At 60.1% G+C, this 24503-nt stretch carries 20 protein-coding genes; 6 read left to right on the top strand and 14 right to left on the bottom strand.

Translation table 11 applies throughout. From position 1 onward, the window contains the following. Both ACTJKM_RS23425 and ACTJKM_RS23420 read right to left on the bottom strand, forming a co-directional pair. Positions 1-1062, bottom strand: a complete 1062-nt coding sequence (locus ACTJKM_RS23425; protein ID WP_440659799.1) for a porin — start codon at positions 1060-1062, stop codon at positions 1-3. A gap of 163 nt (positions 1063-1225) precedes the next feature. Further along, complete coding sequence (locus ACTJKM_RS23420) at positions 1226-1468, bottom strand: hypothetical protein (protein ID WP_440661080.1); 243 nt, start codon at positions 1466-1468, stop codon at positions 1226-1228. A gap of 355 nt (positions 1469-1823) precedes the next feature. Between ACTJKM_RS23420 and ACTJKM_RS23415 the strand changes: the two genes are divergently transcribed. Beyond that, a complete protein-coding gene (locus tag ACTJKM_RS23415) occupies positions 1824-3278 on the top strand; it encodes a TrkH family potassium uptake protein (RefSeq protein WP_440661078.1) in 1455 nt (484 codons plus the stop codon). Positions 3279-3702: 424 nt separating this feature from the next. Here the strand turns inward: ACTJKM_RS23415 and opgC are convergent, their stop codons facing one another. The 10 genes from opgC to ACTJKM_RS23365 form a co-directional block, all read right to left on the bottom strand. Then, a complete protein-coding gene (gene opgC, locus ACTJKM_RS23410) occupies positions 3703-4812 on the bottom strand; it encodes an OpgC domain-containing protein (RefSeq protein WP_440661076.1) in 1110 nt (369 codons plus the stop codon). A 554-nt stretch (positions 4813-5366) separates the two neighbouring features. Continuing rightward, on the bottom strand, positions 5367-7688 hold the full coding sequence (locus ACTJKM_RS23405; protein WP_440661074.1) for a polysaccharide biosynthesis tyrosine autokinase: 2322 nt from the start codon (positions 7686-7688) through the stop codon (positions 5367-5369). 113 nt (positions 7689-7801) lie between these two features. Next, complete coding sequence (locus ACTJKM_RS23400; RefSeq protein ID WP_057249467.1) at positions 7802-8707, bottom strand: UTP--glucose-1-phosphate uridylyltransferase; 906 nt, start codon at positions 8705-8707, stop codon at positions 7802-7804. Positions 8708-8711: 4 nt separating this feature from the next. Beyond that, complete coding sequence (locus ACTJKM_RS23395; RefSeq protein WP_113512399.1) at positions 8712-9728, bottom strand: glycosyltransferase family 2 protein; 1017 nt, start codon at positions 9726-9728, stop codon at positions 8712-8714. After that, on the bottom strand, positions 9725-10651 hold the full coding sequence (locus tag ACTJKM_RS23390) for a glycosyltransferase (protein ID WP_058326909.1): 927 nt from the start codon (positions 10649-10651) through the stop codon (positions 9725-9727). The genes ACTJKM_RS23395 and ACTJKM_RS23390 overlap by 4 nt, the downstream gene beginning before the upstream one ends. Beyond that, complete coding sequence (locus tag ACTJKM_RS23385; protein WP_440661072.1) at positions 10648-11646, bottom strand: glycosyltransferase family 2 protein; 999 nt, start codon at positions 11644-11646, stop codon at positions 10648-10650. The genes ACTJKM_RS23390 and ACTJKM_RS23385 overlap by 4 nt, the downstream gene beginning before the upstream one ends. Continuing rightward, a complete protein-coding gene (locus tag ACTJKM_RS23380; RefSeq protein ID WP_440661070.1) occupies positions 11643-12848 on the bottom strand; it encodes a glycosyl transferase family 1 in 1206 nt (401 codons plus the stop codon). Before ACTJKM_RS23380 ends, ACTJKM_RS23385 begins: the two co-directional genes overlap by 4 nt. Before the next feature lie 100 nt (positions 12849-12948). Next, a complete protein-coding gene (locus ACTJKM_RS23375) occupies positions 12949-13731 on the bottom strand; it encodes a glycoside hydrolase family 16 protein (RefSeq protein ID WP_440661068.1) in 783 nt (260 codons plus the stop codon). Positions 13732-13733: 2 nt separating this feature from the next. Continuing rightward, positions 13734-14855 (bottom strand): acyltransferase family protein, encoded by a 1122-nt coding sequence (locus tag ACTJKM_RS23370; RefSeq protein WP_440661099.1) that lies wholly within the window; start codon positions 14853-14855, stop codon positions 13734-13736. Between the two features lie 409 nt (positions 14856-15264). Beyond that, a complete protein-coding gene (locus ACTJKM_RS23365; RefSeq protein ID WP_440661066.1) occupies positions 15265-16749 on the bottom strand; it encodes a lipopolysaccharide biosynthesis protein in 1485 nt (494 codons plus the stop codon). Between the two features lie 122 nt (positions 16750-16871). Here ACTJKM_RS23365 and ACTJKM_RS23360 point away from each other — a divergent pair, with 122 nt between their 5' ends. Together ACTJKM_RS23360 and ACTJKM_RS23355 are read left to right on the top strand one after the other, a co-directional pair. Then, positions 16872-17837 carry a glycosyltransferase family 2 protein gene (locus ACTJKM_RS23360; protein ID WP_058326913.1) on the top strand — a complete coding sequence of 322 codons (966 nt, stop codon included), beginning with the start codon at positions 16872-16874 and terminating at the stop codon, positions 17835-17837. 85 nt (positions 17838-17922) lie between these two features. Continuing rightward, positions 17923-18870 carry a polysaccharide pyruvyl transferase family protein gene (locus ACTJKM_RS23355; RefSeq protein WP_440661064.1) on the top strand — a complete coding sequence of 316 codons (948 nt, stop codon included), beginning with the start codon at positions 17923-17925 and terminating at the stop codon, positions 18868-18870. 42 nt (positions 18871-18912) lie between these two features. Here the strand turns inward: ACTJKM_RS23355 and ACTJKM_RS23350 are convergent, their stop codons facing one another. Further along, a complete protein-coding gene (locus tag ACTJKM_RS23350; RefSeq protein WP_440661062.1) occupies positions 18913-19923 on the bottom strand; it encodes a glycosyltransferase family 2 protein in 1011 nt (336 codons plus the stop codon). A 224-nt stretch (positions 19924-20147) separates the two neighbouring features. Continuing rightward, complete coding sequence (locus ACTJKM_RS23345) at positions 20148-20432, bottom strand: exopolysaccharide production repressor protein (RefSeq protein ID WP_440661060.1); 285 nt, start codon at positions 20430-20432, stop codon at positions 20148-20150. Positions 20433-21164: 732 nt separating this feature from the next. Between ACTJKM_RS23345 and ACTJKM_RS23340 the strand changes: the two genes are divergently transcribed. The 3 genes from ACTJKM_RS23340 to ACTJKM_RS23330 all read left to right on the top strand — a co-directional run bounded on the left by ACTJKM_RS23340 (position 21165) and on the right by ACTJKM_RS23330 (position 24482). Then, entirely contained in the window at positions 21165-21845 is a 681-nt protein-coding gene (locus ACTJKM_RS23340) for a sugar transferase (protein ID WP_058326915.1), read from the top strand. Between the two features lie 73 nt (positions 21846-21918). Beyond that, on the top strand, positions 21919-23190 hold the full coding sequence (locus ACTJKM_RS23335; protein ID WP_440661059.1) for a polysaccharide biosynthesis/export family protein: 1272 nt from the start codon (positions 21919-21921) through the stop codon (positions 23188-23190). A gap of 8 nt (positions 23191-23198) precedes the next feature. Beyond that, positions 23199-24482 carry an O-antigen ligase family protein gene (locus ACTJKM_RS23330; RefSeq protein ID WP_113512385.1) on the top strand — a complete coding sequence of 428 codons (1284 nt, stop codon included), beginning with the start codon at positions 23199-23201 and terminating at the stop codon, positions 24480-24482. The last annotated feature ends 21 nt before the right edge of the window (positions 24483-24503 follow it).

The raw sequence follows: 24503 nt of genomic DNA, 5'->3' as shown, positions 1-24503 counted from the left end.
TTAGAAGTCGCGCTGCAGACGGACGAAGCCGAATACCTGGTCGTCGCTGTTGTCAGCATCTTCATACTGAACCGAAACGCGGGTCGCGAGGCCTTCGGTGATCTTGTAGTCCAACGTTACGCCAGCGCGCCACATATCGTCGCTGCCAAAGTCGGTGACCGAGTCCTGCAGGCTGCCGAAGTACTGAACGCCGGGGGTGACGGCGAGCTTGTCGGTGGCGTTCCAGCGGTACGAAGCTGCAACGGACCACTCGGAAGCGTTCCAGTAGGTGTTCGGGTTGGAAGCCCAGATACCAGCAAGCTGGAAGACGCCCGGACCGAGGTCAGCCGAGAGCAAGCCGCGGATCGCGCCTTCTTCCCATTCGGTGTCGTAGCCGCCGAGCAAGTCGAAGGAAACGCCGCCGACCGAAGCCGAAACGATACCGGAGATGCCGATGCCGTTAGCCTTGGTGGACCAGCCTTCGAGCTCGTCAACCGAGATACCAGCCTGGAACGAACCACCGTCGTAGAGGTAGGCGATCGAGTTGAACTCGGTGACGTTGCCGAGCGTGTCGGTTTCGCCGTTCAGGCCCTTATCCCACCAGTTGTAGAAGAAACCAGCCTTGAGGCCACCGAGCTGGATGTAGGCTTCATCAACGTCGATGAAGTCGCTATCGCCAGAGTCGGTGTCGTTGTCGGCGTTGAACTCAGCGGCGAAGAAGCCGGTGAGCGTGCCGTACTCGGTGTCGCTTTTGGCGTCGAACGAGATGTAAGCGCGCGAGAAGGCATCCCAGTCAGACGTGGACTGATCGAGTACACCGTTGCCGTCGAAGTCGTGGTCACGCTGGTCATAACGGCTGGTCGAAGCGTCGTCACCAAACGAGGTCTGGAAACGGATGAAGCCGCCAATCTTGAGGCAGGTTTCGGTGCCCGGGATGTAGAAGTAGCCAGTGCCGAAAGCGTCGCAAACGCGAACGTATTCCATGGGCTCCGGCTCGGCTGCGACGATTGCGTCGGCTGCCTGTGCGCCGGATACTGCTGCGAGAGCAGCAGCGGAGCCGAGAAGAAGGCTCTTGATGTTCATTTCTGACCTCCAGACAAAATCGAACTCGCCGAAAGTGGTTCAGACGAGCGCAAACCGGAGAAGGCAAAATGCTTAGAGCGTTTTGGGCGGTCGCCCCGGAAGACAAGTGATCGTCGCTCCGCAGAGTGCAGATCGACGATGGATCGGCGCTCGGCTGTGTCAGTCAGCGGCGCGCCGCTCGGCTGGCCGCCGGCTCCAAGCCTTTGCCGCGATAGGTGACGGGGATGCCGAGTTCCTCGTGGGTCCTCGCCAGCGTCTCGAGCCAGGTCGCCAGTTCGTCCGGCACCTTCTCTTCGCCGGTCTCCATCGCCTCGATCCACGCCAGGTTGCAATGGAGGGCGCTCGCCAGATTGATCGGCGTCCAACGAAGAACGAGAAGGCATTGGGTGAAACGGGCGGGGGTCATCGGTCGTACTCAAGGTTGCATGTGGAATGGATGAAGCAGGCTTTACACGCCGAAATAAGTCAAGGTGATGACTTGTCGTGCCCTAAAGCTTGATCTTTTCGTGAGTTAAAATTGATTGGGCAAAAAGCCGCAGGACGGCTGTGGAAACCGCAGCCTATCGGCGCTTGCCCCGGCTACTCGTCACAACCGGCCGTGATGAAACGCGCAGAATTTAAGACAGAAAGCGGCTCTCGGCTTGCATCCGATGGGCTTGCCGGCCGCGCCGGGTGCGAATCACCCGTCTTTCAGATTGAATGGCTGCCGATCCCAACAGCCGATTCGGGCTTTCGGGCAACCGCGCTGAGGCCGTCGACCATTGCACGAATCTCTCTACCAATCCGCGATCAACATCGCCGCGAAGGCCGCCTTCTACCTGTCGCTCACGATGTTTCTTCCTGCGGTGGTCGACCTGTTCTATGGGCATCCCCATTGGCGAATCTTTGCCGTGTCGGCCTTCATCACCGGGAGCATCTCACTCTTGACGATGGCCGCGACGCAGGGCGGTCCTCCGCCCTTCAGCCGCAAGATGGGCTTCCTCGTCGTCAACTTGCTCTGGCTTGTCGTCTCGCTCGTCGGCGCAGTGCCTTTCTGGTTCTCCTCGCTTAAACTCGATTTCGCCAAGGCCCTCTTCGAATCCGTCTCAGGCATCACCACGACAGGCTCGACGGTCGTTATCGGTCTCGATTTCGCTCCCCCGGGCATTTTGCTCTGGCGCTCGCTCCTGCATTGGCTGGGCGGCATCGGGATCGTGGCGCTCGGGCTCTTCGTCATGCCTTACTTGCGTGTCGGCGGCATGTCCTTCTTCAAGATGGAATCCTCGGATACGACCGAAAAGCCCTTCGCCAGGATCGTCACCTTTACCCGTGCCTTCATCCTCATCTACGTGGCACTGACGGTCACCTGCGCGATTATCTACTCCTACCTCGGCATGAACCGCTTCGACGCGCTGAACCATGCAATGTCGACGATCGCGACTGGAGGCTTCTCCACCCATGACGCCTCGCTCGGCTACTTCAAGAGCCTGCCGATCCTCTGGGTCGCCACGTTCTTCATGACCTTGAGCAGCCTGCCGTTTTCAGTGCTCATTCTCTTCATCGTTCGCGGCCGGCTCGATACGCTGAAGGATCCGCAAATCATCGTCTTCCTGTCCTATCTGACGATACTTGCGCTAGCCGCAAGCCTCTATCAGCGGCTCGCCAATGGCGTCGATGCAAACGATGCCCTTGCGCATGGGTTCTTCACGGTGTCGTCGATCCTGTCGACGACGGGCTTTGCCAGCGACGATTATATGCTGTGGGGGGAGTTCATCGTCGCTCTTGCCTTCGCAGCTACCTTCATGGGCGGTTGCTCCGGCTCGACGGCCGGCGGCATGAAGGCCTACCGCTTCATCATCATCTTCAATTCCATTCGGGCGGGGCTCTTCAAGCTGATCTACCCGAATGCGGTCCACACGGTGCGCTACGGCAAGGGCCTCGTCGACATCGATGTCCAGCGCACAGTCTTCATGTTTTTCACCGCCTATATGTTCATCTGGGCGTTCGGCAGCCTGGCGATGGGCGCCATGGGCTATGATCTTGTCACGGCTGCGTCCGCCGTTGCCACAGCGCTTTCCAATGTGGGTGCCGGGCTCGGGCCAATCATCGGGCCGGCCGGCAACTTTTCGACGCTATCAGAACCCGCACTTTATCTTCTATCGGTGATGATGTTGCTTGGGCGTCTCGAAATCCTGACGGTGCTGGTCATCCTGACGCCACTCTTCTGGAAGGATTGAGTTCGACCGTACCATTTACATTCCAGTCGGCCGTAGCACACCTGAAGGAGCGCGCCTCACGCGGCAGCGTCGTTCATAAGGGTACCTTCTCGGGGCACGCCGCCTACAAAACGGAGTGAGAATTTGACCGCTCCAACGTTGCTTAGCTTCCGGCGCGTCGTATTTCTCTTGCCATGTCGCTGTTTTCTCCGCAGCATTCGGTGGCGATCTTCAAACAGCGTTGCCGCTCTAGCGCGATCGCCTCGGCAACCATGAGCGTAGGGTCGCGTTGTCCGCGTGCCATATGTCGGGCTGAAAGGGTCCACGCCGTCGCAGTAATTTCTTCTGGAATCATAATTCGCCTCTGTTGATATTCAACTGAGCGTAGGCGCAATCGCTTTCGCGAAACGTGTGCGTGGTGCACCGGCTTTTTCGCCTGGGCCGGTCACGCCCGTCCGGGCGTCAACCTCGCCACAACATCCGTTCTCCGGATAGCTTTCCGTTGGTGCTCCTCAAGCCACCAGGCCACCGCCAACTGCAACAGGCAGCCTGCAACGAGCATAGCCACCTGGACCGGTAGCGCAGTGTTTGCTGTGGTGTTTATTAGCGTCTTGGCAACAAAAATCAGCAGGACCCCGAGGGAAAAAACAGGAAGGCTGTGCTTGCCGGCCGCGCAGATCGGGCCAAAGGCCGGTCGGTTAGCTGCAAAGTGCACGAGGCGGATGTTCCATGCGAGATACAGGATCGCCAGGACATTGAGGATGCGCAGCGGGCCACTGTTCGTTTTCGAGACGAGTTGATGGTACGATTCCCCGAGCGGGGGATCCGCGAGGCCAAGATACACGGCAAGATTGATTGGGATTGCAGCGATCGCAAAGATGGCGGCCGCGGCGAACACCGGGCGATTGTAGCGAAGCACGGGTCTCGACCGCTTCAGTCCGATGCCGATAACGATCCCGATGATGAATAGAAACTGCCAAGAAAACGGGTCGAAATACCACTCACGGCTATCCAGCGCCCAGTTCTGGAGGTTTATGTGGCCAATGCCCGAAGCTAGCCACACCGAGCAAGAAACGCACAACAGGATCGTTTGCGAGCGATTGTGAAGCCAAAAGACAACTGGAACGAGGCCTAGCAGCACAACATACAATGGCAGGATATCGAGATTGCCCGGCATATACATCAGCAGCAGGGCCTCTGCTCCGTGCTGATAAGGAGCGGCCCAGAACGAATTCATATCGGCCCAAGGTGTTGGGCCAACGGCCAGAAACAGGGCGCCTGAAATGCTTGCCAGCACCGAAAACAACAACATGTGGACGAGATAGAGGGTGAAGGCTCGTTTCCACGGCCGTCGGAACTGGATTGATCCATCGGGACGATAGTAGGCGAGAGCAGCGGATACCCCCGCTAAGAGAACGAAGACATCCGAGGCATCCGCGAAACCGCGAGAATGCTGCACAAAACCTGAAAAGGTGAACTCGGAATGCCCGACGAAGATCAAGAGAAGGGCAAGTCCGCGCAGAAGATCAATCCTGCTTTCTCGTTGCTTCTCCATTCATCTCCCCGTGCGGATGTCGACGACGACGCTCTTGCTGAGGAAACCCATACGAGAAAAGCGTTATTTTCTGATATCCGACAAGGCGACAATTTTTATTGAAATCGTTGAGTGGACGCCACAGCCACAGGTCGCTACCAGCGCCCCTATTGTACCTCCGGCCGGATGGATGCTGTACGTAGCCAGGGCTTGTGCTACTGGGAATGGGCCAATCTGCAAGCTGGGGAGGCCGCTCGCTCGTCTCCGAAGTCGTATTCCCGAATCAGATGACGACAAATAGCAAAGCGCTTGCGACCAGAAGCAGAGTTCCGAGCGTCGCTAGAATGATCGAAATCAGTTCCCTGTCGTATTTCGGCATATCGGAGTTCTTAGCCACGTTCTCACGGTTTGCGGCAGGTATCATCAAAATATGGTTATAGCGATCATATTTTATGGAAATTCACTCTATCGATGGATCGACATACTCAATCCTGTCAGCCGCTGCCATCCAATATGAGAAGCCTCGAACCGTTTCCGGTCCGAGGCTTCGTGTCTCGATGAGAAAGGGAGGGCGGTCAGGCCGCCTCTGTCCTGCGGTAGGTCCCGGCGTTCTCGACGTAGTACTTCTCGAAACGATGGCGATAGTGCTCAGCGCCGCCGAAGTCGCTGTACTTCGCCAATTCGTTCATGTCCGTCTTGTTGAGGATCACGCCAAGGATCTTGCCGTTGATCTGCGGTTCGGAGTTGAGCAGATCACGCACCAGACGCGACGGCGTGCGACCCCACTCTGCAACGTAGATGAAGCCATCGGCGAGCGGCGAAAACGCCTTGCCATCGACCACCGGGGCGAGTGCTGCAAGATCGACAATCACGTAGTCGAACGATTTGCGGGCATTGTCGATAAGGTCGGCCATCGCCGGGGAGGCGAGCAACTCGTGGCTGTCATAGGGCTCGCTCTTTGCCCCGGCTTCCCCGCCAACCGGGAAGATTGCCAGTTTTGTCTTCTGGTCGATCTTGATGCCGGCGGGCCAGGAAGATTCGCCGATCAGCGCCTCGACGAGGCCGGTCTTTGGCGGCGGATTGATCATCTTGCTCAGCCCCGGCTTGCGGATGTCGGCGTCGATCAACAACGTTTTCTTGCCGCTCGCCGCGAGCAGTGCGGCAAAGTTTGCCGCGATGATCGACTTGCCCTCGTCCGGAACGGCAGAAACGATGCCGATCACCCGCGAACCGTTGCCGTGCAACATCCGGTCACAGGCGAGCTTGGCGTTTCTGAAGGTCTCGGCGAAAGATGAGCGCGGCGCGTCGAGCACGATGCGACTGACCCGTTCAAACGGCAACGGCTCTGGGGCCTGTGTCGTCGGCTGGGGCGTCTTGCCCTTCATCAGCCGCGCGCGAACCCGGTCGGTCGTGGTCAGTTGACGTGGGCCGATCAGCGGAACATAGCCGAAAGACCTGTGTCCGAGGATTGAACGCACGTCGCTTTCGAGCCGGAAGGTGCGCTCGCGGAACTCCTGGAAAGCTGCGAACGCACCGCCTGCCATCATGCCGAGCACCGCCGAAAGTGCCAGAACCAAGGTTTTCTTCGGACTTGAGGGCGAGGTCGGAACGCCAGCGGTGGAAATCACTCGGGCCTTGGCGATCGGGAAGGAGCGCTGCTGCGAGGCCTGCTCATAGCGGTTCAGGTAGGTCTCGTAGAGGGTCTTCAACGCTGCCGACTTCTGCTCGAGCTCGCGCAGATGCACGAGCGACAGGTTCGCATCGGAGTTGCGGCCCGTTGTGCCTTCGATGTTTTCCCTCAGCGAAGCCTCGCGCGAGCGGGCGACCTCATATTCGTTGCGGTAACTTGCGGTGAGTTGCTCCAGTTCCTGGAAGATCTGGCGGCCGACATCGGACTTTTCCTTGCGCAGCGATACTGCCTGCGGATGGTCGGCGCTGAAGCTCTGCGTTACTTCCTGCTCACGCTTGCTAACGGCCAGGTAACGGGTACGCAGTTCGCGGATGACAGAGTTGTCGCCCTCCTTGGCGGAAATCGTTGCGTTCTTGACCGCGGTTTCAGGCCCTTGGTCGACGATCGCCTGGAACTGCTTGAAGCGGGCGGACGCGCTTGCCGTGTCGGCTTGAGCGATGATGAGCTGGCTGTTGAGATCTGCCAGTTGCTGTTCGGACATGAGCTCGCCGCGGGCGAGCGTCAGGCCGTTCTCGCTGCGGTATTTCTCGACCTCGAGCGAAGCCACCTGCGAGCGTTGCCTCAGATCGGCAAGACGCTCCTGCAGCCAGACGGAGGCGCGCTCCGTCGCATCGAAATTGGCGTTCAATTGATCGTTGAGATAAGCATCTGCATAGCCGCGCACGATAGCGGCGGCGAGCTGCGGATCGCTGGAACGGTAAGCAAGCGCAACAACAGAGCTTCGGTTTACGCGCTCGACGGCCAGCCCCTGCTGGATGAGCGCGGCCGCCTTCTGACGTCGGCCATTGCGGGCCGCCTCTTCGGAAATATCGGATCCAAACGAAAAGACGCCGGTCACGGATCGCAGCCAGTCCTTGAAGACGCCGAAGGGCGAGCGTGGCGGATTGAGGACCGTGTCATTATCGTCGAGTTTCATCTTGTCGACGACCCGCAAGGCGAGCTCGCCAGACTTCAGGATCTCGACGGCGCTTGCCATCTGGGTGTCGAGCAGCTGGCTGTTTTGTGGCGTTGCTTGCTCCTCGGCATATTTCGAGAGGTTCTCGTCGAGCAGGATCTGCGTCATCGACGTATAGAACGACGTCGCGAAAACGAGGTAGACCGCGCCAAGTGCCATGAACAGCACGACGAACGCGCCAACCAGCCTGGCGCGGCGAACGATGACCGAGAAGAGCCGGTCAAGGTCGATGAACCTATCGGGTTCCTCCATTTCCCTCGGCACAACGCTATTGAAGGGGAGACTTCTTTGGTTCATTGGGTCGCTCTGTCCGTTTCCCTTTTGGTCCGAAGGCTGGAGCCTCGATAAGAGGCGCCAAACCAGCTTTATGCCGCGCGGATGCGGCCTTCATGAGACAGAACCATGTCCTTGACCGCGGCATAGACCATGTCGCCGAGGTCAGAGCGCGCGAGCGCGAAGGCGACATTGGCGGCGATGAAGCCTTCCTTGGAACCGCAGTCGAAAGTGCGCCCTTCATAGGGATGGGCGTGAAACGCTTGATTTTGCGAGAGTTTCAGCATCCCGTCGGTCAACTGGATTTCGTTGCCGGCACCCCGTTGTTGGTGCGCGAGAATGTCGAAAATCTCGGGCTGAAGGATGTAGCGGCCGTTCAGGTAAAAATTCGACGGTGCTTCGCCGGCACGCGGCTTTTCGACCATTTTCGTGACCTCGAAACCGTGGGGAACGGTGGCACCCTTGCCGACGATGCCATATTTCGACGCATCTTCCGGAGCGCATTGCTCGACCCCGACGACGTTGCCGCCGGTCTGGCGATAGAGATCGACGAGGCCGGCCATGCAGCCGCGTGCCCCGTGACACAGCATATCCGGCAGGAGCAGCGCGAAAGGCTCGTCGCCGATCACGTCGCGCGCGCACCAGACGGCGTGGCCAAGGCCGAGCGGCGCCTGCTGCCGCGTAAAGCTGACCGAGCCGGCACGAGGCAGCATCTCCTCCAGTTCGGAAACCTGGGCGTTCTTGCCGGAACGGGTCAGCGACGAGATGAGCTCCGGCGTATCGTCGAAGTGGTCCTCGATTGCCTGCTTGTTGCGGCTAGTAACGAAGACGATGTGCTCGATGCCCGCCTGGCGGGCTTCATCGACCGCATATTGCACGACCGGACGATCGACGATCGTCAGCATCTCCTTGGGTATCGCCTTTGTCGCGGGGAGGAACCGCGTTCCATTGCCGGCGACCGGGATCACAGCTTTCCTGACGGTCCTGATACGGTCCATGGCTTTATCCTTTACGTACGTGAGGGCTATTGCCCGAGGTGGATCGTTCAGCCGCCACCGTCGGTGTGGCGGACTTCAATTGTGCGAGCGGCGCAAGCAAACGGCGCAGCCGCACGGCGATCGGCATTCTGAGGTGCCGAAGCGCTCGGGGGTCGGACAAGGCCACCTGGGCGGCCCCAACCAACGATCTGGATTTCAGATGACCGACGAGGCGCAGGAAGGCATGCGCCTCGCGCAGGCTCCTGTCGCGGCGACGCTGCATTGTCATCGCTTCGGCATCGATCGAGTGGTTTGCGAGGAAATCCTTGTCGGCTGCGATCATCGCCTCGATATGGCGAAGTTCGAGCACCCGGGAGATCGAGCCCTCGCGAATGTGGTAGCAATAGCCGGCTGAGGGATCGACGATGCAGCGTCCGCCATGGGCGAGCGCAGATGCGAGCAGGATGTAGTCTTCACCAATCCGGATGGACTGCTTGAAGCGAAGGCCGTGCTCCTCCAGGAAACGGCGCTCGAAAATCGGCTTCAGATAGCCAAAATTATAGGTCGAGCGGAAAAGCACGTTGGATTGAATGAAGGCCGCAAGCGTCAGCACCCGGTGATGTTCGAGCAATGTTTCCGGAAACATGCGCTCGACGCGCCCGTCGAGGTTCGCGACGTCGATGTTGTCGACGGCAATCTGGGCGCCAGCCGTCGACGCCAGCGCGATCATGCGGGAGAGCCGTCGGGGGCCGATGGTATCGTCCGCGTCGAGAATGGCGATCCAGTTACCGCGTGCCGCTTCAAGCCCGGCATTGCGCGCTCCGCCGGGCCCACGGTTTTTCGCAAGCCGCAACAGCCGCACACGGGGATCCGCGATCTCTTCGACCACGGCACAGGTGTCGTCGGTGGAGCAATCATCAACGACGATCACTTCCAGGTCGACGTTCTCCTGCGCCAGCGCACTCTCTATGGCGCGGCGGATCGTGTCGGTGGCGTTATAGGCCGCGACGACAAAACTGACGTCTGGTGCTGGGAGCGTCATCCGGCGGTCGCGGCCCCATACTGCTGGAGTTCACGCACACCGAGAAGCCCACTGACGACACCCGCATGCATGATGGCGCGCAGGGCGTAGCGCGAACGGGCGACCGGCGATCCAAGAAGAAGCAGGCTCGCTGCAGCGCAATAGCCGGATTTGGCCATCGCTCGGGCGATTTCCACCACCTGCCTTGTGGGTTGGCCCGGCCCGCTTAACAGGCGCCCGTGAGTCTGGCCCGAACGGAAGCGGCGCTTGGCAAGCCAGGCAAGGCGCGCGCGTTTTTCCGGAACCGGTTCGAAGACCAATGCATCCGGGGCATAGGCGAGACGTCCGCCGGCCGCATGCATATGGCGGAAAAATTCTGTGTCCTCACCACCAGTCCGCCCAAGAGCCAGGTTGAACCGTCTGTCGAAAAGAACCGGCCGCGTGAGATCGAGCAGCACATTGCAGGTGTAGCCCGTGCGGATCTCGCCATCGACCCATACGGGGCGGGTCGAATGAAAGTCGCCGCGGCGCATCCAGTTCGGCGCGGACAACGCGTATTCGGCGCGAACCGGGCCGAGCACGACATCGGCCCCGGTCGTAGCGGCCGTGTCGAGCAATTGCAGGAGCCACGTCCTCGATACGGTCTCGTCGTCATCAACGAAAGCGAGATAGTGACCGGCGCTATTGTCGAGACAGGCATTGCGGGCGATCGAGATGTTCGACGCCGGGCAATGCACGTAGAGGATCTCGAAGGGCATGGTCGGGCGCATCTGGTTGACCAGCGCCTCGGCACTCGGCGTCGTGTCGTTGTCGGCGACGATGACCCGAATGTCGACATCGGCGGGCACCGTGATGAGCGCCAGCGAATGCAGCGTTTCCGCAAGTTCCGGACGGCGGAAGGTGCAGACCGCAATATCGATCCGTTTTCTCGCGAGATCGGTCATGGCGCCAGCCTTCGGTTTCGCGCGGTAAGAAGCTCGCGCCAGAAGCCGGCCGACCAGGCGAAATGCATCACCATCGCCGAAAGGGCTGCAAGCGGGCCGTAGGGGTTCCTCTGTCCAAGCGCCATCCACATTCCGTAGCCGATGCAGGCGGCGGCCCAGAGCGCCACCGGCACGACGGCGAGCCAGTTGATGACGGCGAGCAGAGCGCCAATGGCGACAGGCGCCACGGCGAGCGGCAGAAGCTGTCGGAGGTTCGGCCAGGCGCGGTGCTTCAGGACATTGCGCGCGCGCCCCCGTCCATAGGCGAAGTATTGGCGAAAGAGCGGGCCGACCTTGGCGCGCGGATAGTAGACCATGCTCGTCCGGTCGGTCATCCAGATGCGATGGCCCGCCTGGCGGAAGCGGTAGTCGAACTCCGCGTCTTCGTTGTGACTGAAGATTTCGTCATAGCCGCCGATTGCCTGAAAAGAGGAGACCCGCATCAGCGCATGGTGCCCATGATCGGCCCAGTGGCTCGTCGCGCCGAGCCGATGCTTGGCGCCGCCATTGCCGAGCTTGGAATTCTGGGCGTAGGCCGTCGCCTTCTGGAAAGGCGTGAAGCCGACCGTCTGCATTGCGACGACGACGGAGTCCGCACCGGTCTCAAGCGCCTCTTCGATAAGACGCTCGCAGTAGTCGTCTGGATAGGTCCCGTGAGCATCGATGCGGATCAGGTAATCGTAGGACGCTCCGTATTCGGCGACGGCAAGATTGATTGCCGCACTCTGGATGCGCTTCGGATTGTCGAGGGCAAGCACCGAGGCATGCGCCTTGGCGAGGCCAGCAGCAATCTCGCGCGTGCCATCCGTGCTGCCGCCGTCGACAATCAGAATGGCGCCGTTGAGATGCGCCGCTGCCGGTCGCAGTCCCTCAACCAGGCCTTCGATATGCTCAGCCTCGTTGAGGCAGGGAATGACGATAAGGGTTCGTGTCGAAGCCAGCGTTTTGTTGTTCATGACAATCCGCCTTCGTTCTGGGGAGTTGGGGAGAGGTTAGGCGCGATCCGCGGCGGAGCCTCCGCCGTGACCGCCGAAAGCCGCCGGACAAGGCTTTCGCAGTCGCTGCGGCTGAATATCCAGGTATCGGTCGCGCAAGTCGCGATCCGGCCGGATGCCTCAATGTAGCGCTCGGGGTCGATCGAGCCGAGCAGGGCGGCAAGCGCCTCCGGCTCCGCTTCGTCGAGCAGCATGCCGAGGCCGCGGATGGCAAGGAACCGTGCCGTCTCGGTACCGCGGAGCGCAATCGGCACACGGCCGAAGCGGCAGCCCTCGTAGAGCCGGTTCGGCAACAGCCATTTCGAGTTCTGGCCTTCCTCGAAGAAATCGATCGCCCAGGTGAAGTGCACGTCGGAATAGATGTCGCTCAGTTCTTCCGGGCTGCGGTAGGGCCCGTGGAACTGCATGAAGGGTTCATCGCGCACGAAGCCCTCGAAGTCATCGAACTGCGAATAGGCCGGCCGACCGCGTAGCACGATCTCGAAGCGTCCTTCCATTTTGCGGGAAAACGCCGACAGCAGCGCCAGCGATTTGCGGCAGCGCAATGCGCCGAACCACCCGATCCGCCACCGACCATCCTTTGGCGGCGACGCTGCGGGAACCAGCGGTCGCACCATGGTCTCGTTGAGCTCAAGCACCTTGTTTTCCAGCATCATTGTCGGCGCCGAGATGCCGGAAAGCGGGCGGAAATAGTGCTCGACGAAGGCTGGAGAACTGGTGATCAGGAGCCGGGCATCACGCCCGAGGAACCCTTCACTCGCCCGCAACGTCTTGCCAGCGATGTCAGGGCGCAATAGCAGGCGGTGAATGTCGAGACATTCGTAGACGATTGGCACGTCACCGCCGAACACACTCACAGCCTTCTTGGCGATCGCCAGCATGTCGAGATTGCGCGCGATGATCAAGTCCGGGCGTTCGACATTGCGCAGCGCCTGCCTGAGCGAGAAGCAGCCCTTGGCAATCGCGCCGATTCGTTGAACGAAACGCCCGTCATGCGTTGTTCCGAGCTCGATGGGCTCGATGCCTTCGATCGCCGCCAGCGGGTTTGCGTCGCGCCTGAACCCCGCAAGCTTGACCCTTGCGCCCCCGGCAAGGAGCATCAGGACGCGCCGGCGAACGGCGGGGTCAGCAAGATCCTGTGCGAAATAAAGTACCTGCAGCATGTTTATCCGGTTCTCTGCTCGGCCGTCGCCGAGCACGGTTTGAAACGTTGGGCGTCGCGGTTTGAACGCGTCGCTTAGGAATGCGGCTCCTGGCCGCCGCTTAGTTCGTTCGGCAGGCGATCGATTCGGCAAACTGGCATGCGTCTCCCGGCGCGGTGTACGCGATCCGGTCGACCTGCATGGTCGACGGTCCCTTGTAGGAGAAGGCGCCCATCCAATCCGAAAGCGTGTCGGTTCCCCAAAGGCTGAAGAAGATCTTCTGCGGGTTGGCGGGGATCTTCGCGGGATCGGTCACTTCGTGGACCAGTTCGCCATTGACGTAGTAGCGGATACGCTCCTTCTCCCAGACAAAGGCGTAGTCGTTGAAGCCCTGGTTGGCGCCGCCGGGTACGTCGACAAGCTTTTCGTTGCCGCCCTTGGCAGAGACATATTGGTTGATCTGAACCTTTGCCGGGTTCTTGCCGAGGACTTCGAAATCGATCTCGTCGTGCGGCTTTTCGTCGGCCGGGCCGATATAGGTGAAGAACGCCGAATTCAGCCCGGAACCATCGGCCGTCTTGATGCGGGCCTCGTAGGTCCCGTAGCTGAAGCGCTTGCGTGTCTGGATCTCGCCGCAGGCGTAGTTGCGTTCGCCAAGCTTTCCTTCGGTGAAGGAGAGTTCCGCGATGCCGTGCTCGACCTTCACCTGCTTCTTGGACCAGGTGCAGTTCTGGTGGGCACCATTGTTCCAGCCATCGGAGACGTACCAGATGCCGGTGTCGAGGGTATCGAAGTCGTCGATGAAGGACTTTGCCTTCGCTGTGTCCCCGGCGTTTGCCGGGCCGGCAAGGCCAATCGCGACAAGGCTCAACAGGGCGAGGCGGTGAGGTCCAGAAGATCTCATGGTCAGGTCCTTTGCTGTGGTGAAAGTTCGGCGCGCTGTTCCGCCGGCCGCACCTTCGCGCCTCGGGCGGCGCCCGCTCGGCTGCCGGTCAGGATTGCGGTCAGGTTCGGAAGCCAGCGCCCGGCGAGACCGAAGGCGGCGACAAGGATTGCGATCGTGATGAACGGAACCGTGTAATAGAAGGCCGGGTAATATCCGAAGCCTGCGCGGTTCCAGATCATCCAGAAAAGAACCAGCAGCGGATAGTGGGTACAGAAGATCCAGAAGCTGAGCCCGCCGCCGCGCGCCAGATTTGCCCCGACGTTCGTGCGGACCAGCAGCTCGGAGACCGCCCAGGAGCCGAGAATGCCGGAGAGGGCGGTCAGGCTGCGCAGCATATCGACCCAGACGGGAAAGTCGGGTCCGTACTGATAGAGCACGAGCGAAAGCAGCACCGAAGCGCCAAGGACGGCGATGGTAATCGGCCAGGAAAAGCGATCGAGACTGCGCACGTCAACGCGATGCAGGCTCATGTATATGCCGGCGCTGAAACCAAAGAGGATCGACTTCTTGAGGAAGATGCCGTTTGGCAGCGGCAGCACGGCATAGGCGAGCAACAGGGCGAGCGTCTGCATCGGATAACGCTTGATCAGCCAAGCCAGTACCGGCGAAAGTACGATGCAAAGCAGCAGATCCCGCAGGAAGTAGAGCGGCACGTTGATCGGCAGATCCTGGAGCGCCACGGCGAGGTTCAACCATTCCCATGCGCTTGCGCCCACGATATCTGGCAGGTAGCCGAAGCTGATACCCTTGCTTTGCGCAACGAAGGCCAGTGCGAGAAAAGCAATGTTCCAAATCAGGAAGGGCAACAGGACGGTTCTGGCCTTGGTCTTGAGCGTTTTGCCGTAGTCGAAACTGTCGAGGCCACGCCGAAACAGGAGATAGCCGGAGATCGCGCTGAGGCACGGGACGCCGACACGAAAAAGGCTGTCGCCAAGAAAGACGCGCAGCCAATCGAGCACACCATAGGTGCCGACATACGGGCTCGTCGCCGGATCATGCGGCACGTGCACGAAGACGATGCCGGAGATCAGCACGATGCGCATCAGATTGATCCGCGACGAGATGTTCGCGTTCACATCCACGATGTCCGTCACCCCTATCTGCCAGCGCCATTTTCCAGGCGACCGTTTCAACAGAGCAGACCAGAGCCCGCATTCATTGTGCTAAAGGCTAGGCCCGGGCACGGATGAAAATATGGCGCTGCAACAAACGAATCGGTCGCACTTTGTTGCAATGCAGCATCCGATCTTCAATAATTTCTAGGAAGATTTACCCATTTGCGCGCCGGCGTCGGGAAAAAAGCCTATGCATGGGGCATTTACGGAATATTATCAGCCGCTTATTTGCTGATGCTTTTACTTGTGTTTGGTGTCGCAAGTCGCGATAAAATTGTGATATTTTTCGCTCTTGTCTCGCAACAAACGGCCAATACGGACCCGAGCCAAGCCGAAATGCGGCGAGGATGAGGCAGTTTCCGGCGCCTGAAATCGGTTATTCAGCCGCCGCGGGCACACCAGGCGAAGCGTCGCGCTTGCGGATCATGCCGTAGAGTTTCGCCAACAACGGGCGCTCGACGAGCAACATCAGCGCGAGATAGATCAATCCACCGATTGCCGTGCCAATCAGCACCTGGAGAACCGCGCTCGGTATGAGAGCGCCATAGAAGTCCAGCAGTAGCCTGACGGCAACCGCCATCGCGAAAGCCGCGATCATCGGCCTGATCGAGACCAGGAAGCCCCGCAAGAATGGCAGGCGATCGGCCCGGAACACGACCCAGGAATAGCCGAGCAGCGTTGCCAGGTTGACGATGCAGAGCGCAATCATCGCTTCAACAAGTGAGCCGCCCATTGCCCCGTAGGCGACAGCCGCGGTCGTCACGACAGCGCGGATGACCGCCCACCAGAAGAGGACTGTCCCCTGGCCGATGCCCTTCAGGTAGGGGACGTAGGTGCTGCAGGGCGTCAAAAGTCCCTTTGACAGCGCAAGCAAACCAAGGACCGGCCAGGCGGCCGCCCATTGCTGGCCGAAAAGCACCAGCATCGCCGGTTCGGCGAGCGCCCAAAGGCCAAACATCATCGGTGCCAACAGCACGGTGGTGACCTGCGTGCTCAACATCAACGCTTGTGATCGCCGCTGGCGATCCTCGCCCATATGGCTGAACGCGGGAAAGAGCACGCCCATGACCGCGGAAAGCACGATCTGGTTGGGAATGCTGGAGAAACGGTTCGCCGCCGAATAGGCACCGGCGTCCGAAAGGCCGAGATACCGGCTGATCACCACCATCGGCGATTGGAAAGTGACGAAATTGGCAATCTCCGACCCCATCATGCCGAAACTGAACCGGCTGAGCGTCAGAACGCGGCGTGGGGAAAAGACCAGCCGCGGCACATAGCCGGACACGGTATAGAGGCCGGCAAGGCGGATGAATGCGGAGACGAAAAGCTGCGCCAGCAGCGACCAAACGCCGAAGCCAAGGAGCGCTGCGCCGACGGCAACAAGCGCCCCGACGGTTTCGGAGACCATGGTCCAGACCGCGTCCTTGCTGAAATTCATCCGCCTGGCGAGGAGAGAATAGGCGACGTCTCCGCCAAGCTGCAGCGGGATCAGCACGCTCATGATCCGAAGCAGGTACCCCGCTTCGGGTGCGCCGAGCAGGCTTGCCAATGGATCGGCGAAGACGAAAAGTGCAAGCGCCATCAGCAGCGCGACCGCGAGATTGGCCCAGAAAGCGGAGTGGATGAGCTCCATGTCTTCGTCGCGCTGAATGATGAGCGCTGAGGCGAGACCAGCACCGCCGATCATCGCGAGAAACTGCACGACAGTGAGCGCAACGGCCACCGTCCCGAACTCTTCCGGCGTCAGGATACGCGCAAGAATTGGCACGGTGACAAATTTCAGCCCGAAAGTACCTGTCTTTGAAAGGACGCTCCAGCCGACATTCCGTGTCACGGACTTGGCATTTACGGTTGAGGGCATAGCGAGCATCCTATGATGCCTTTGAAGGATTTCCGACAAAGGACTAGGGCTAGATGAAAGGCCGCGACCCGGTGGGAGGAGACCACGCAAGACTCTTTTAGAGAAACCGCAGGGGCAAAAAGATGGCGAAGCTGACTGTTATTATTCCGTACTACCAGAAGGAACCGGGTATTCTTCGGCGGGCGCTTGCCTCCGTCTTTGCCCAGACGTTTCAGGACTTCCACATTCTGGTGATAGACGATTGCTCCCCCTATCCGATAGATGAGGAGTTGGAGCCGTTAAGTGAGCAGGAACGAGCGCGACTGACCGTGATAAGCCAGCCCAACAAGGGACCTGGCGGCGCGCGCAACACCGGACTGGACCATGTTCCCGACGATTCCGAGTTCGTGGCATTCCTCGATTCTGACGACGAATGGACCCCGGATCATCTGAAGAATGCCTATGGAAGCATGAGCCGCTTCGGCGCCGACTGCTATTGGGCGTCGATCACAGGCGGCGAGGCGTTCTACTACCATTTCGATGTTGCCGAACTGACGGAAAGCCACAGCGTCGTCAGACTGCAGGAAGCGCCGCTCGTCGTCGAAATTCCTGACCTTATCAATGTGATGCTCAGAAACTGGAGCTTCCTGCATCTCTCCTGCATGGTGATCGGGCGCAGCCTTTTCGAGACGGTCCGCTTCGATGCGGCGCTGAGACTGGCAGCCGAGGACGTCTTGTTCTTCTGCGACTGCATTCTTGCCGCCAAACGCGTCGTGCTTTGTGATGAAGCTGGCGCCGAGCGCGGCGAGGGCATCAACATCTTTCACTCGATCGACAACGATTCGCCGCAGTTCCTGCAGCAGCAGTTCAACACATTTGTTGCTCTGGAAACGCTCGAGGGCCGGTTCTCACGCAAGCCTACGGCAATCGCCTCGATCCGGTCCTATCAACATACGGCACGGCGGCAGGCGCTGTGGAGCCAGGCGCGTCGGCTGAAGCGACGCAAGTCACCGCAATTCCGCCTGTTGGCGCGTTGGGTCCTGCGTGATCCGAGGCTCTTGCAAAGCGCGCTGGCACTCGCTGTCGGCAAGTTTTCTCGCGCGCATTGATCGAAGCACTCCTTCGAGGAGGAAGAACAAGACCGCCTGGCGCGGCATCCGGACATATCCAGCATTTTGAAAGAAGGGACTGCCCATGAAGCCCTATTACTGGGAATCTCAGCACGGTAATTTTGGCGACGACCTCAATCTTTGGCTTTGGGATTTCCTGCTGCCTGGGTTCCGCGACGTTCACGAGGAAATACTGCTGGTGGGGGTCGGCACCGTGCTCAACCGTGCACTTTTGCCTGACGGTGTCAGAAAGCTCGTTATCGGCAGCGGCTTCGGCTACGGCATCTTGCCAGACATGCGCGATCCGAAGGAATGGGATATCCGCTGTGTTCGAGGTCCGCTGACCGCCGGGAAGATCGGCATCGAGCCTGAACTCGGCATCGTCGATCCCGCCGTGATGGTCGCGGAGATGCCGGAGTTCCAAAACCTGCCGAAGATCCACAAACGCAGTTTCGTTCCGCATTGGGAAAGCGCCATTGCCGGTATGTGGCCGGTCACTTGCGGTACCGTTGGCCTGCACTATATCGACCCGCGGGGCGAAGCCAAAAGCGTGATCCGCGAGATTGCCCAATCCGAACTCATCATCGCCGAATCGATGCATGGCGCCATTCTCGCAGACGCCTTTCGCGTGCCATGGGTGGCCGTCACCACGTCCGAGAGCATCAACAGCTTCAAGTGGAACGACTGGGCAAGCACCGTCGGCGTTCACTACCAGCCCCGCCACGTGCCGGTCTCGAGCCGTGCCGAAGCCATGATCAAGGGCGAGCGCTTCTGGGGGATGGGCTTCGAGGCACAGACGCTGGCTGATGTGCCGAACCTGCGTCCCGTCGATCACAATGTTATGGTGGCGGCGGCTGAGCCGAGACAGACCTTTTTGCGCAGCGCTGCCAAGCAGGTCCTCGCCGCCCCTTCGACGCTTGCACTTTGGCAGGCAATCCGGGCGGCGCCGCAATTGAGCAGCGACGGCCGACTTGCCGAGCGTAAGGACCGTTTTCTGGAGGCTCTTGCGGCCGTGCGTCGCGCGTACTTCTGACGATACGGCCACGGCACCCAAAAAGTGCCGTGGCCTAAATGACTATTGGCGACCGTCCGCAGTGGGGGAAAGCAGGTAACGCAACCCACCGGAACCACCGAGCGCGGCCGGCGCATCCGAGTGAGGCCGTTTGAACCGCTCGGTCTTGTCGGCAAGGATGCCGGCCGTGACCGCAGGAACGGCATCGGGTTCACGCAGGAGGTAGCCTATCGCGGCCGCCGCGCCGCGTTCTCTCTTCAGATCGAGAAAGTGCCGGTGCTGATAACGGTCCTTGATATGCCGCTCATGCCTTCGGATGGCGGCCGCAGCCTCGCTCTCCAATGTGTTTGCGGCCAGGATAATCCGGTCGGCCTCGTAGAGGCGCTTGAGATCGTCCGTGCGGTGGCTGCCGCTCAACGAATTGCTGCGGACGGTGGCCGCATAACCACAACTGCGGATAACCTTGTAGCGCGCGCCCTTTGCCAGGGCGCGGAGATAGAGATCGTAATCCTCGCCTAATCGAAGCGTTTCCCGGTAGCGGATGGCGTGGCCCTCCAGGAAGTGGCGGCGCATCAGCGGCTTTAAAAACCCGACCTCGCCGCGCTTCACGCCGCGCCGGGAGATGTTGCCTTCAACGAAGTCGATGAGGCTGAGCAGGCGGGGCTGCGGTTGGAACTCATCGATCTTCTGGGCGACGTCGGTCGCTGCGGCCTCGTCGATGAAGGCGATGTTGTCGGCAATAAAGTCCCAATCGTCTTCCGCAAGCAGCCGACCGAGACGACCCGGCAGGAAGAAATCGTCCGCGTCGAGGATAGCAAGCACCGGTGAATGGCTGATCGAAATGGCATGGTTGCGGGCGGCCGAAGGCCCACGATTGCTTTCAAAGCGGACGATCGTCAGGCGCCCGCTCAGATCGTCGGCAGAGCGCGCGGCCGCCTCGGTGTCATCCGTCGAGCCATCGTCGATCACTACCACCTCGGCGCTTTCCGGTTCTGCCAGGGCCGATGCAACGGCTCGGGCAATGGTTGCTTCGGCATTCTTTGCGGCGATGATGACGCAGACGTCTGTGGTCATGAGGGCCTCCAGCATCGTGTCTAACGGGCAGCGCGCTTGTCTTTGCGAGCGCTGCGGTATTTCGGTTCCAGCGCGGCTCCGCTTCTTGGGTTAGCCGCAGCCACACGACGTCGCCAGGGTGGCAACGGCCGAACCATGCAGGGCGATCGTGTCGCAAACGCGTCAAGTCTGAGATTTTCTCGAGTACCGCCGTGTGGCCCGCCGAGCGCGGTGACCAGCCTTGATCAGCGATTAAAATGGCCGGGTCGATGGAGGCGGCGCGGCGCGGTCTTGGCGGCCGACTTGTCGTCGCCGGCCAATTGCGCCATCTCGGCAGCCTGTCTTTCCTTCTCCCGCGCCTTCTTCCACACCAGGTAAAGCACGGCGAAGAAATAGCCGACCTGCATCAGGACGGCGCATATAACGGTCTGGATAAGCGTCGACGCCAGTGAGCCGTTTAGGACATAGGTAACGATCGCAAACACGGCCAGGGCGCCGAGCATGCTCACAAGAACGCGCGGTGCGTACATAGCGCTACCTCGCGCTCGGTTCTGTCGTCGATGTCGTCATCGGAGTTCGGCCTTTCCTCCTCAGGATTCCAATATATTGGCAGCGCCCTTTCGCTTCAACCGCCAAAAGCCCGCACCCTGCTGCCACTGTGCCTCCAAAGTCTTTATGTCGCGTTTAGAGCATTCGAATCAATTTGGCCGTTTTTCGATGCCGCATCGGTTCGACCGTTGCGACTCCATGGCAATCCAAAGGCAATTCCTCCACCATCCGGCGTCTTGTCGTGACCGCACCGCCCGCTGGTTGCTGTTTGGGCAACGATTGCGATCACCTTTTGTTACGAAATTAACTTTTGGTGTCCCGCCGCGCGTGCAGCGCAAAATCTTGCGGCATTGCAGCATTTCATTGGAAAGACTGGCGCCTGTCAATTTTCATCGGCGCCAAGACACGTGCTTGCAGGTGAACGCAAACATAACAGATACAAAGATATATTCGTTTTACGGAAACGTAGTTGCGCGCCAACAATACAATACACGAAAGCTCCGAACGTAAGACTTTACCGTCTCATAATATATCGGCTGGCTGGATGGAAATATTACATATCAGAAATCAGTGATATTCGTCATTTAGGCGCCCACCGGGTACCCGCCATTATTTCGCCCTCAAAAGACAAATTCTCACCACACACTCTTTCTTGAATAAGAGCGCCCCTTTCGAGGGACCGACCAATCGCCAACCTAAATGGAGTTATCTCTATGAAGTCTGCGACCCGATCGGCCAGTTCGCCGTTTTTCAGTGCCGCAGAGACTGCAGCGCTCCCGCCCGTGGGTGGCATTTCGAAGCGAGGCTTCGATATCTTTGCCGCTTCACTGGCGCTCGTCTTTCTGAGCCCGCTCTTTTTGATGCTGGTTGCGCTCGTCAAGTTTTCCGACGGCGGCAGCATCTTTTATGGCCATCGCCGTATCGGTCATAACGGGAAGTCTTTCCGTTGCCTGAAGTTCCGCACAATGCGGCCGGACGGTGATCGGATTCTGCAAGAGTATCTTAGAAGCAATCCCGCGGCCTATGAGGAGTGGCGCGCGACGCGCAAGCTGCAGGATGACCCCAGGGTCACCGTCGTCGGCAGCGTTTTGCGCAAGCTGAGCCTCGACGAACTGCCGCAGCTCATCAACATCGTCCGCGGTGAAATGAGCATCGTCGGCCCGCGGCCGGTGGTGCAGGATGAGCTGGAGCTCTACGACCAAGCTGCTGTCTACTACCTGCAATCGCGCCCCGGTCTTACCGGCCTGTGGCAGATCAGCGGACGCAACGACGTTTCCTACGCGGCACGCGTCGCGTTCGATACCCATTATGTCCAGAATTGGTCCTTGCTGCGCGACTTCTCCATCGTCGCGAAGACCATTCCGGCCGTTTGCTTCTCACGCGGCAGCTACTGACGGATCAGCGCCCTCGCACCCGCACGACCGATAGGTCGGCCGCGGGATCGGCGTCTTTTAACGGGAACCTCATATGAACAAACACGCTCCGTCAGGGAAGTCCTGGATTTCCCGCAACGTGTCTCGTTTCCTTTACCACACGGTCCTGGTTGCCGCGGTGGTCCTCGGCGCCACTCAAGCCGGCGCCGAGGAATATCAGCTTGGCACCATGGACAAGCTCAAGATTCGCGTCGCCGAGTGGCAAACCGCCGAAGGCGCTGTGCGCGATTGGTCGGTTGTCACTGGCGAATACACCGTCGGGCCGTCCGGCGCGCTGTCGTTGCCGTTCATCGGCGATCTGCCGGCTGCCGGCAAGACGACCACCGAGGTCGGAGAAGCGATCGGCGAGAAGATGCAGACCCTGTTCGGTCTGCGCGATCGCCCGTCCGCCTCCGTCGAACTTGCACAATACCGCCCGCTTTATCTTTCGGGCGAAGTCGAAAAGCCTGGCGAATATCCCTTCGCACCCAATCTGACGGTGCTGAAAGCGATAAGCCTCGGCGGCGGATTGCGTCGCTCCGAAAGCGGGCAACGTTTCGCCCGCGACTATATCAACGCTCACGGCGATTCGAGCGTGCAGACGGCCGAACGCAACCGGCTGCTGATCCGGCGTGCCAGGCTTCAGGCCGAGATTGCCGACAAGCAGGGCATCGAATTGCCGAAGGACCTCCAGGGCGTACCCGGCATCGACAAGCTTCTTGCAAACGAGACGGCCCTGATGAGCTCGCGCGACAGGAGGCAGAAGCTGCAACTGAAGTCGCTCGCCGACTTGAAGGCATTGCTGGAAAGCGAAATCCAGTCGCTGGCAAAGAAGTCGGAAACGCAGAACCGCCAGATGGAGCTCGCGGCGGAAGACCGCGAGAAGGTCGAGAGCCTGGCCGAAAAAGGGCTGGCGCTCAGCCAGCGCAAGCTCTCGCTGGAGCAACGGGTCGCCGAACTGCAATCTGCTTTGCTCGACATCGACACGGCCTCGCTCAAGGCGAAGCAGGATGTCAGCAAGGCGGTGCAGGACGAAACCAATCTTCGCAACGATTGGGATGCGCAGCTGGCGCAGGATCTCCAGAACACCGAAGCGGAACTCGACACGCTGCAGATCAAGCTCGGCACCAGCCGCGACCTGATGGCCGAAGCACTGCTGCAATCGGCGGAAGCGGCACAATCGAAGGACAATACGGCAGACGCCGTCATCGCCTATTCGATCATCCGCGAGCATGACGGCAAGCCGACCGAGATCACTGCCGATGAAAACACGCCGGTGTTGCCGGGCGACGTGATCAAGGTTCAAGCCAACCTCGCGACGCAGTAGGATCGACCGTGAGAATTGCGAAGTCGAGCTTGATATCGCCTGACCGCAATGGTGCCTATGGCACCGTTGCGATTGCGCTGTCGTTCTTCGTCTTCGCCTATTCGTCTCGCTTCGGGCAGGCGTCGATCCTGCTTTACTACGGACTGTGGCTGCCGCTGGTGCTTGTCGATTACCGTCGAGTGCTCGGCAACTACGGCAGGCGTCTGTGGATCCTCGGCTTTGCCGTCTTTGCCTGTCTGTCGGTCTTCTGGTCGGCAGCACCCTCGATGACGGCCCGCACCGGGATCCAATATCTGTCGCATGTCGTTTGCGCCCTGATCGCCATGAGGCTCATCGACATCAGAACGCTAACGCGCGGTGCGATCGCGGGCATCGGGATCGTGCTCGTCTATTCCCTGCTTTTTGGTGTCTACCATCTCGATCCGCTCGACGGCACATACAGCTTCGTCGGCGCCTTCGCCTCGAAGAACCAGCTGGGTTTCTACGCCTCGCTCGGCATCTACTTCGCTTTCATTGCGCCTGTCGCTCTTGGGGAGCGGCGCTTGTGGCTGCTGGCATCCGGCGCGCTCGGGCTGCTTGCGGCCTATTCGCTGCTCGCTTCGCAATCGGCCACATCCGTATTGACCACCGCCGTAATCATCGGGCTCTGGCTTGGCATGCGCGTCGTCGGTCTGCTCTCGCCCGGCCACCGCAAGGGTCTGTTTCTTGCAGCTGTCATCTGTGGGGCGTTGGTTGCTGTCGCGGGCATCTACGGCGGCGGCGTCGATCTGGTGCTTGGCCTTTTCGGCAAGGATTCGACGCTGACCGGGCGCACCTATCTGTGGCAGCAGGGCATCGAAGCGGCCATGGCATCGCCGGTGGTCGGCGTCGGTTATCAGGCCTATTGGGTTCAGGGCTTCTCTGAGGCCGAACGCCTCTGGGAAGAATTCTTCATCTCGACGCGCTCGGGCTTCCATTTCCACAACACCTTCATCGAGGCGATCGTGGAAACAGGTGCAATCGGGCTTGTCCTGCTATCGGGCATTCTGCTGACGACCGTTCTCGGCCATATCAAGCGCCTCTTGACGGAGGACCACGATACCCAGTCCTCGGTGCTCTTCGGTATCGCGATGTTGCTGCTGGTGCGCTCTTTCGTCGAGATCGACATCATGAACCCCTACCATGTCGGGTCGTTCCTGCTCTATTTCGCCGCCGGCAAACTGACCTTGTCGCAACCCCGACCGGATGCGCGCTCGGCTGAGGTTCGCAGAGCGCGGATCGTGCCGCAGGGCATGCCGCAGCTGAGGTGCTGATGGATCGGACCAACGGGGGCG

Source organism: Ensifer sp. 22460, from assembly GCF_052044935.1.
GTDB lineage: Bacteria > Pseudomonadota > Alphaproteobacteria > Rhizobiales > Rhizobiaceae > Ensifer.
This window is presented reverse-complemented; position numbering and strand designations above follow the sequence as displayed.

Coding starts and splice junctions, on each gene's coding strand:
- ACTJKM_RS23425 (WP_440659799.1), bottom strand. CDS start 1,062: ATGAACATCAAGAGCCTTCTTCTCGGCTCCGCTGCTGCTCTCGCAGCA.
- ACTJKM_RS23420 (WP_440661080.1), bottom strand. CDS start 1,468: ATGACCCCCGCCCGTTTCACCCAATGCCTTCTCGTTCTTCGTTGGACG.
- opgC (WP_440661076.1), bottom strand. CDS start 4,812: ATGGAGAAGCAACGAGAAAGCAGGATTGATCTTCTGCGCGGACTTGCC.
- ACTJKM_RS23405 (WP_440661074.1), bottom strand. CDS start 7,688: ATGGAGGAACCCGATAGGTTCATCGACCTTGACCGGCTCTTCTCGGTC.
- ACTJKM_RS23400 (WP_057249467.1), bottom strand. CDS start 8,707: ATGGACCGTATCAGGACCGTCAGGAAAGCTGTGATCCCGGTCGCCGGC.
- ACTJKM_RS23395 (WP_113512399.1), bottom strand. CDS start 9,728: ATGACGCTCCCAGCACCAGACGTCAGTTTTGTCGTCGCGGCCTATAAC.
- ACTJKM_RS23390 (WP_058326909.1), bottom strand. CDS start 10,651: ATGACCGATCTCGCGAGAAAACGGATCGATATTGCGGTCTGCACCTTC.
- ACTJKM_RS23385 (WP_440661072.1), bottom strand. CDS start 11,646: ATGAACAACAAAACGCTGGCTTCGACACGAACCCTTATCGTCATTCCC.
- ACTJKM_RS23380 (WP_440661070.1), bottom strand. CDS start 12,848: ATGCTGCAGGTACTTTATTTCGCACAGGATCTTGCTGACCCCGCCGTT.
- ACTJKM_RS23375 (WP_440661068.1), bottom strand. CDS start 13,731: ATGAGATCTTCTGGACCTCACCGCCTCGCCCTGTTGAGCCTTGTCGCG.
- ACTJKM_RS23365 (WP_440661066.1), bottom strand. CDS start 16,749: ATGCCCTCAACCGTAAATGCCAAGTCCGTGACACGGAATGTCGGCTGG.
- ACTJKM_RS23360 (WP_058326913.1), top strand. CDS start 16,872: ATGGCGAAGCTGACTGTTATTATTCCGTACTACCAGAAGGAACCGGGT.
- ACTJKM_RS23355 (WP_440661064.1), top strand. CDS start 17,923: ATGAAGCCCTATTACTGGGAATCTCAGCACGGTAATTTTGGCGACGAC.
- ACTJKM_RS23350 (WP_440661062.1), bottom strand. CDS start 19,923: ATGACCACAGACGTCTGCGTCATCATCGCCGCAAAGAATGCCGAAGCA.
- ACTJKM_RS23345 (WP_440661060.1), bottom strand. CDS start 20,432: ATGTACGCACCGCGCGTTCTTGTGAGCATGCTCGGCGCCCTGGCCGTG.
- ACTJKM_RS23340 (WP_058326915.1), top strand. CDS start 21,165: ATGAAGTCTGCGACCCGATCGGCCAGTTCGCCGTTTTTCAGTGCCGCA.
- ACTJKM_RS23335 (WP_440661059.1), top strand. CDS start 21,919: ATGAACAAACACGCTCCGTCAGGGAAGTCCTGGATTTCCCGCAACGTG.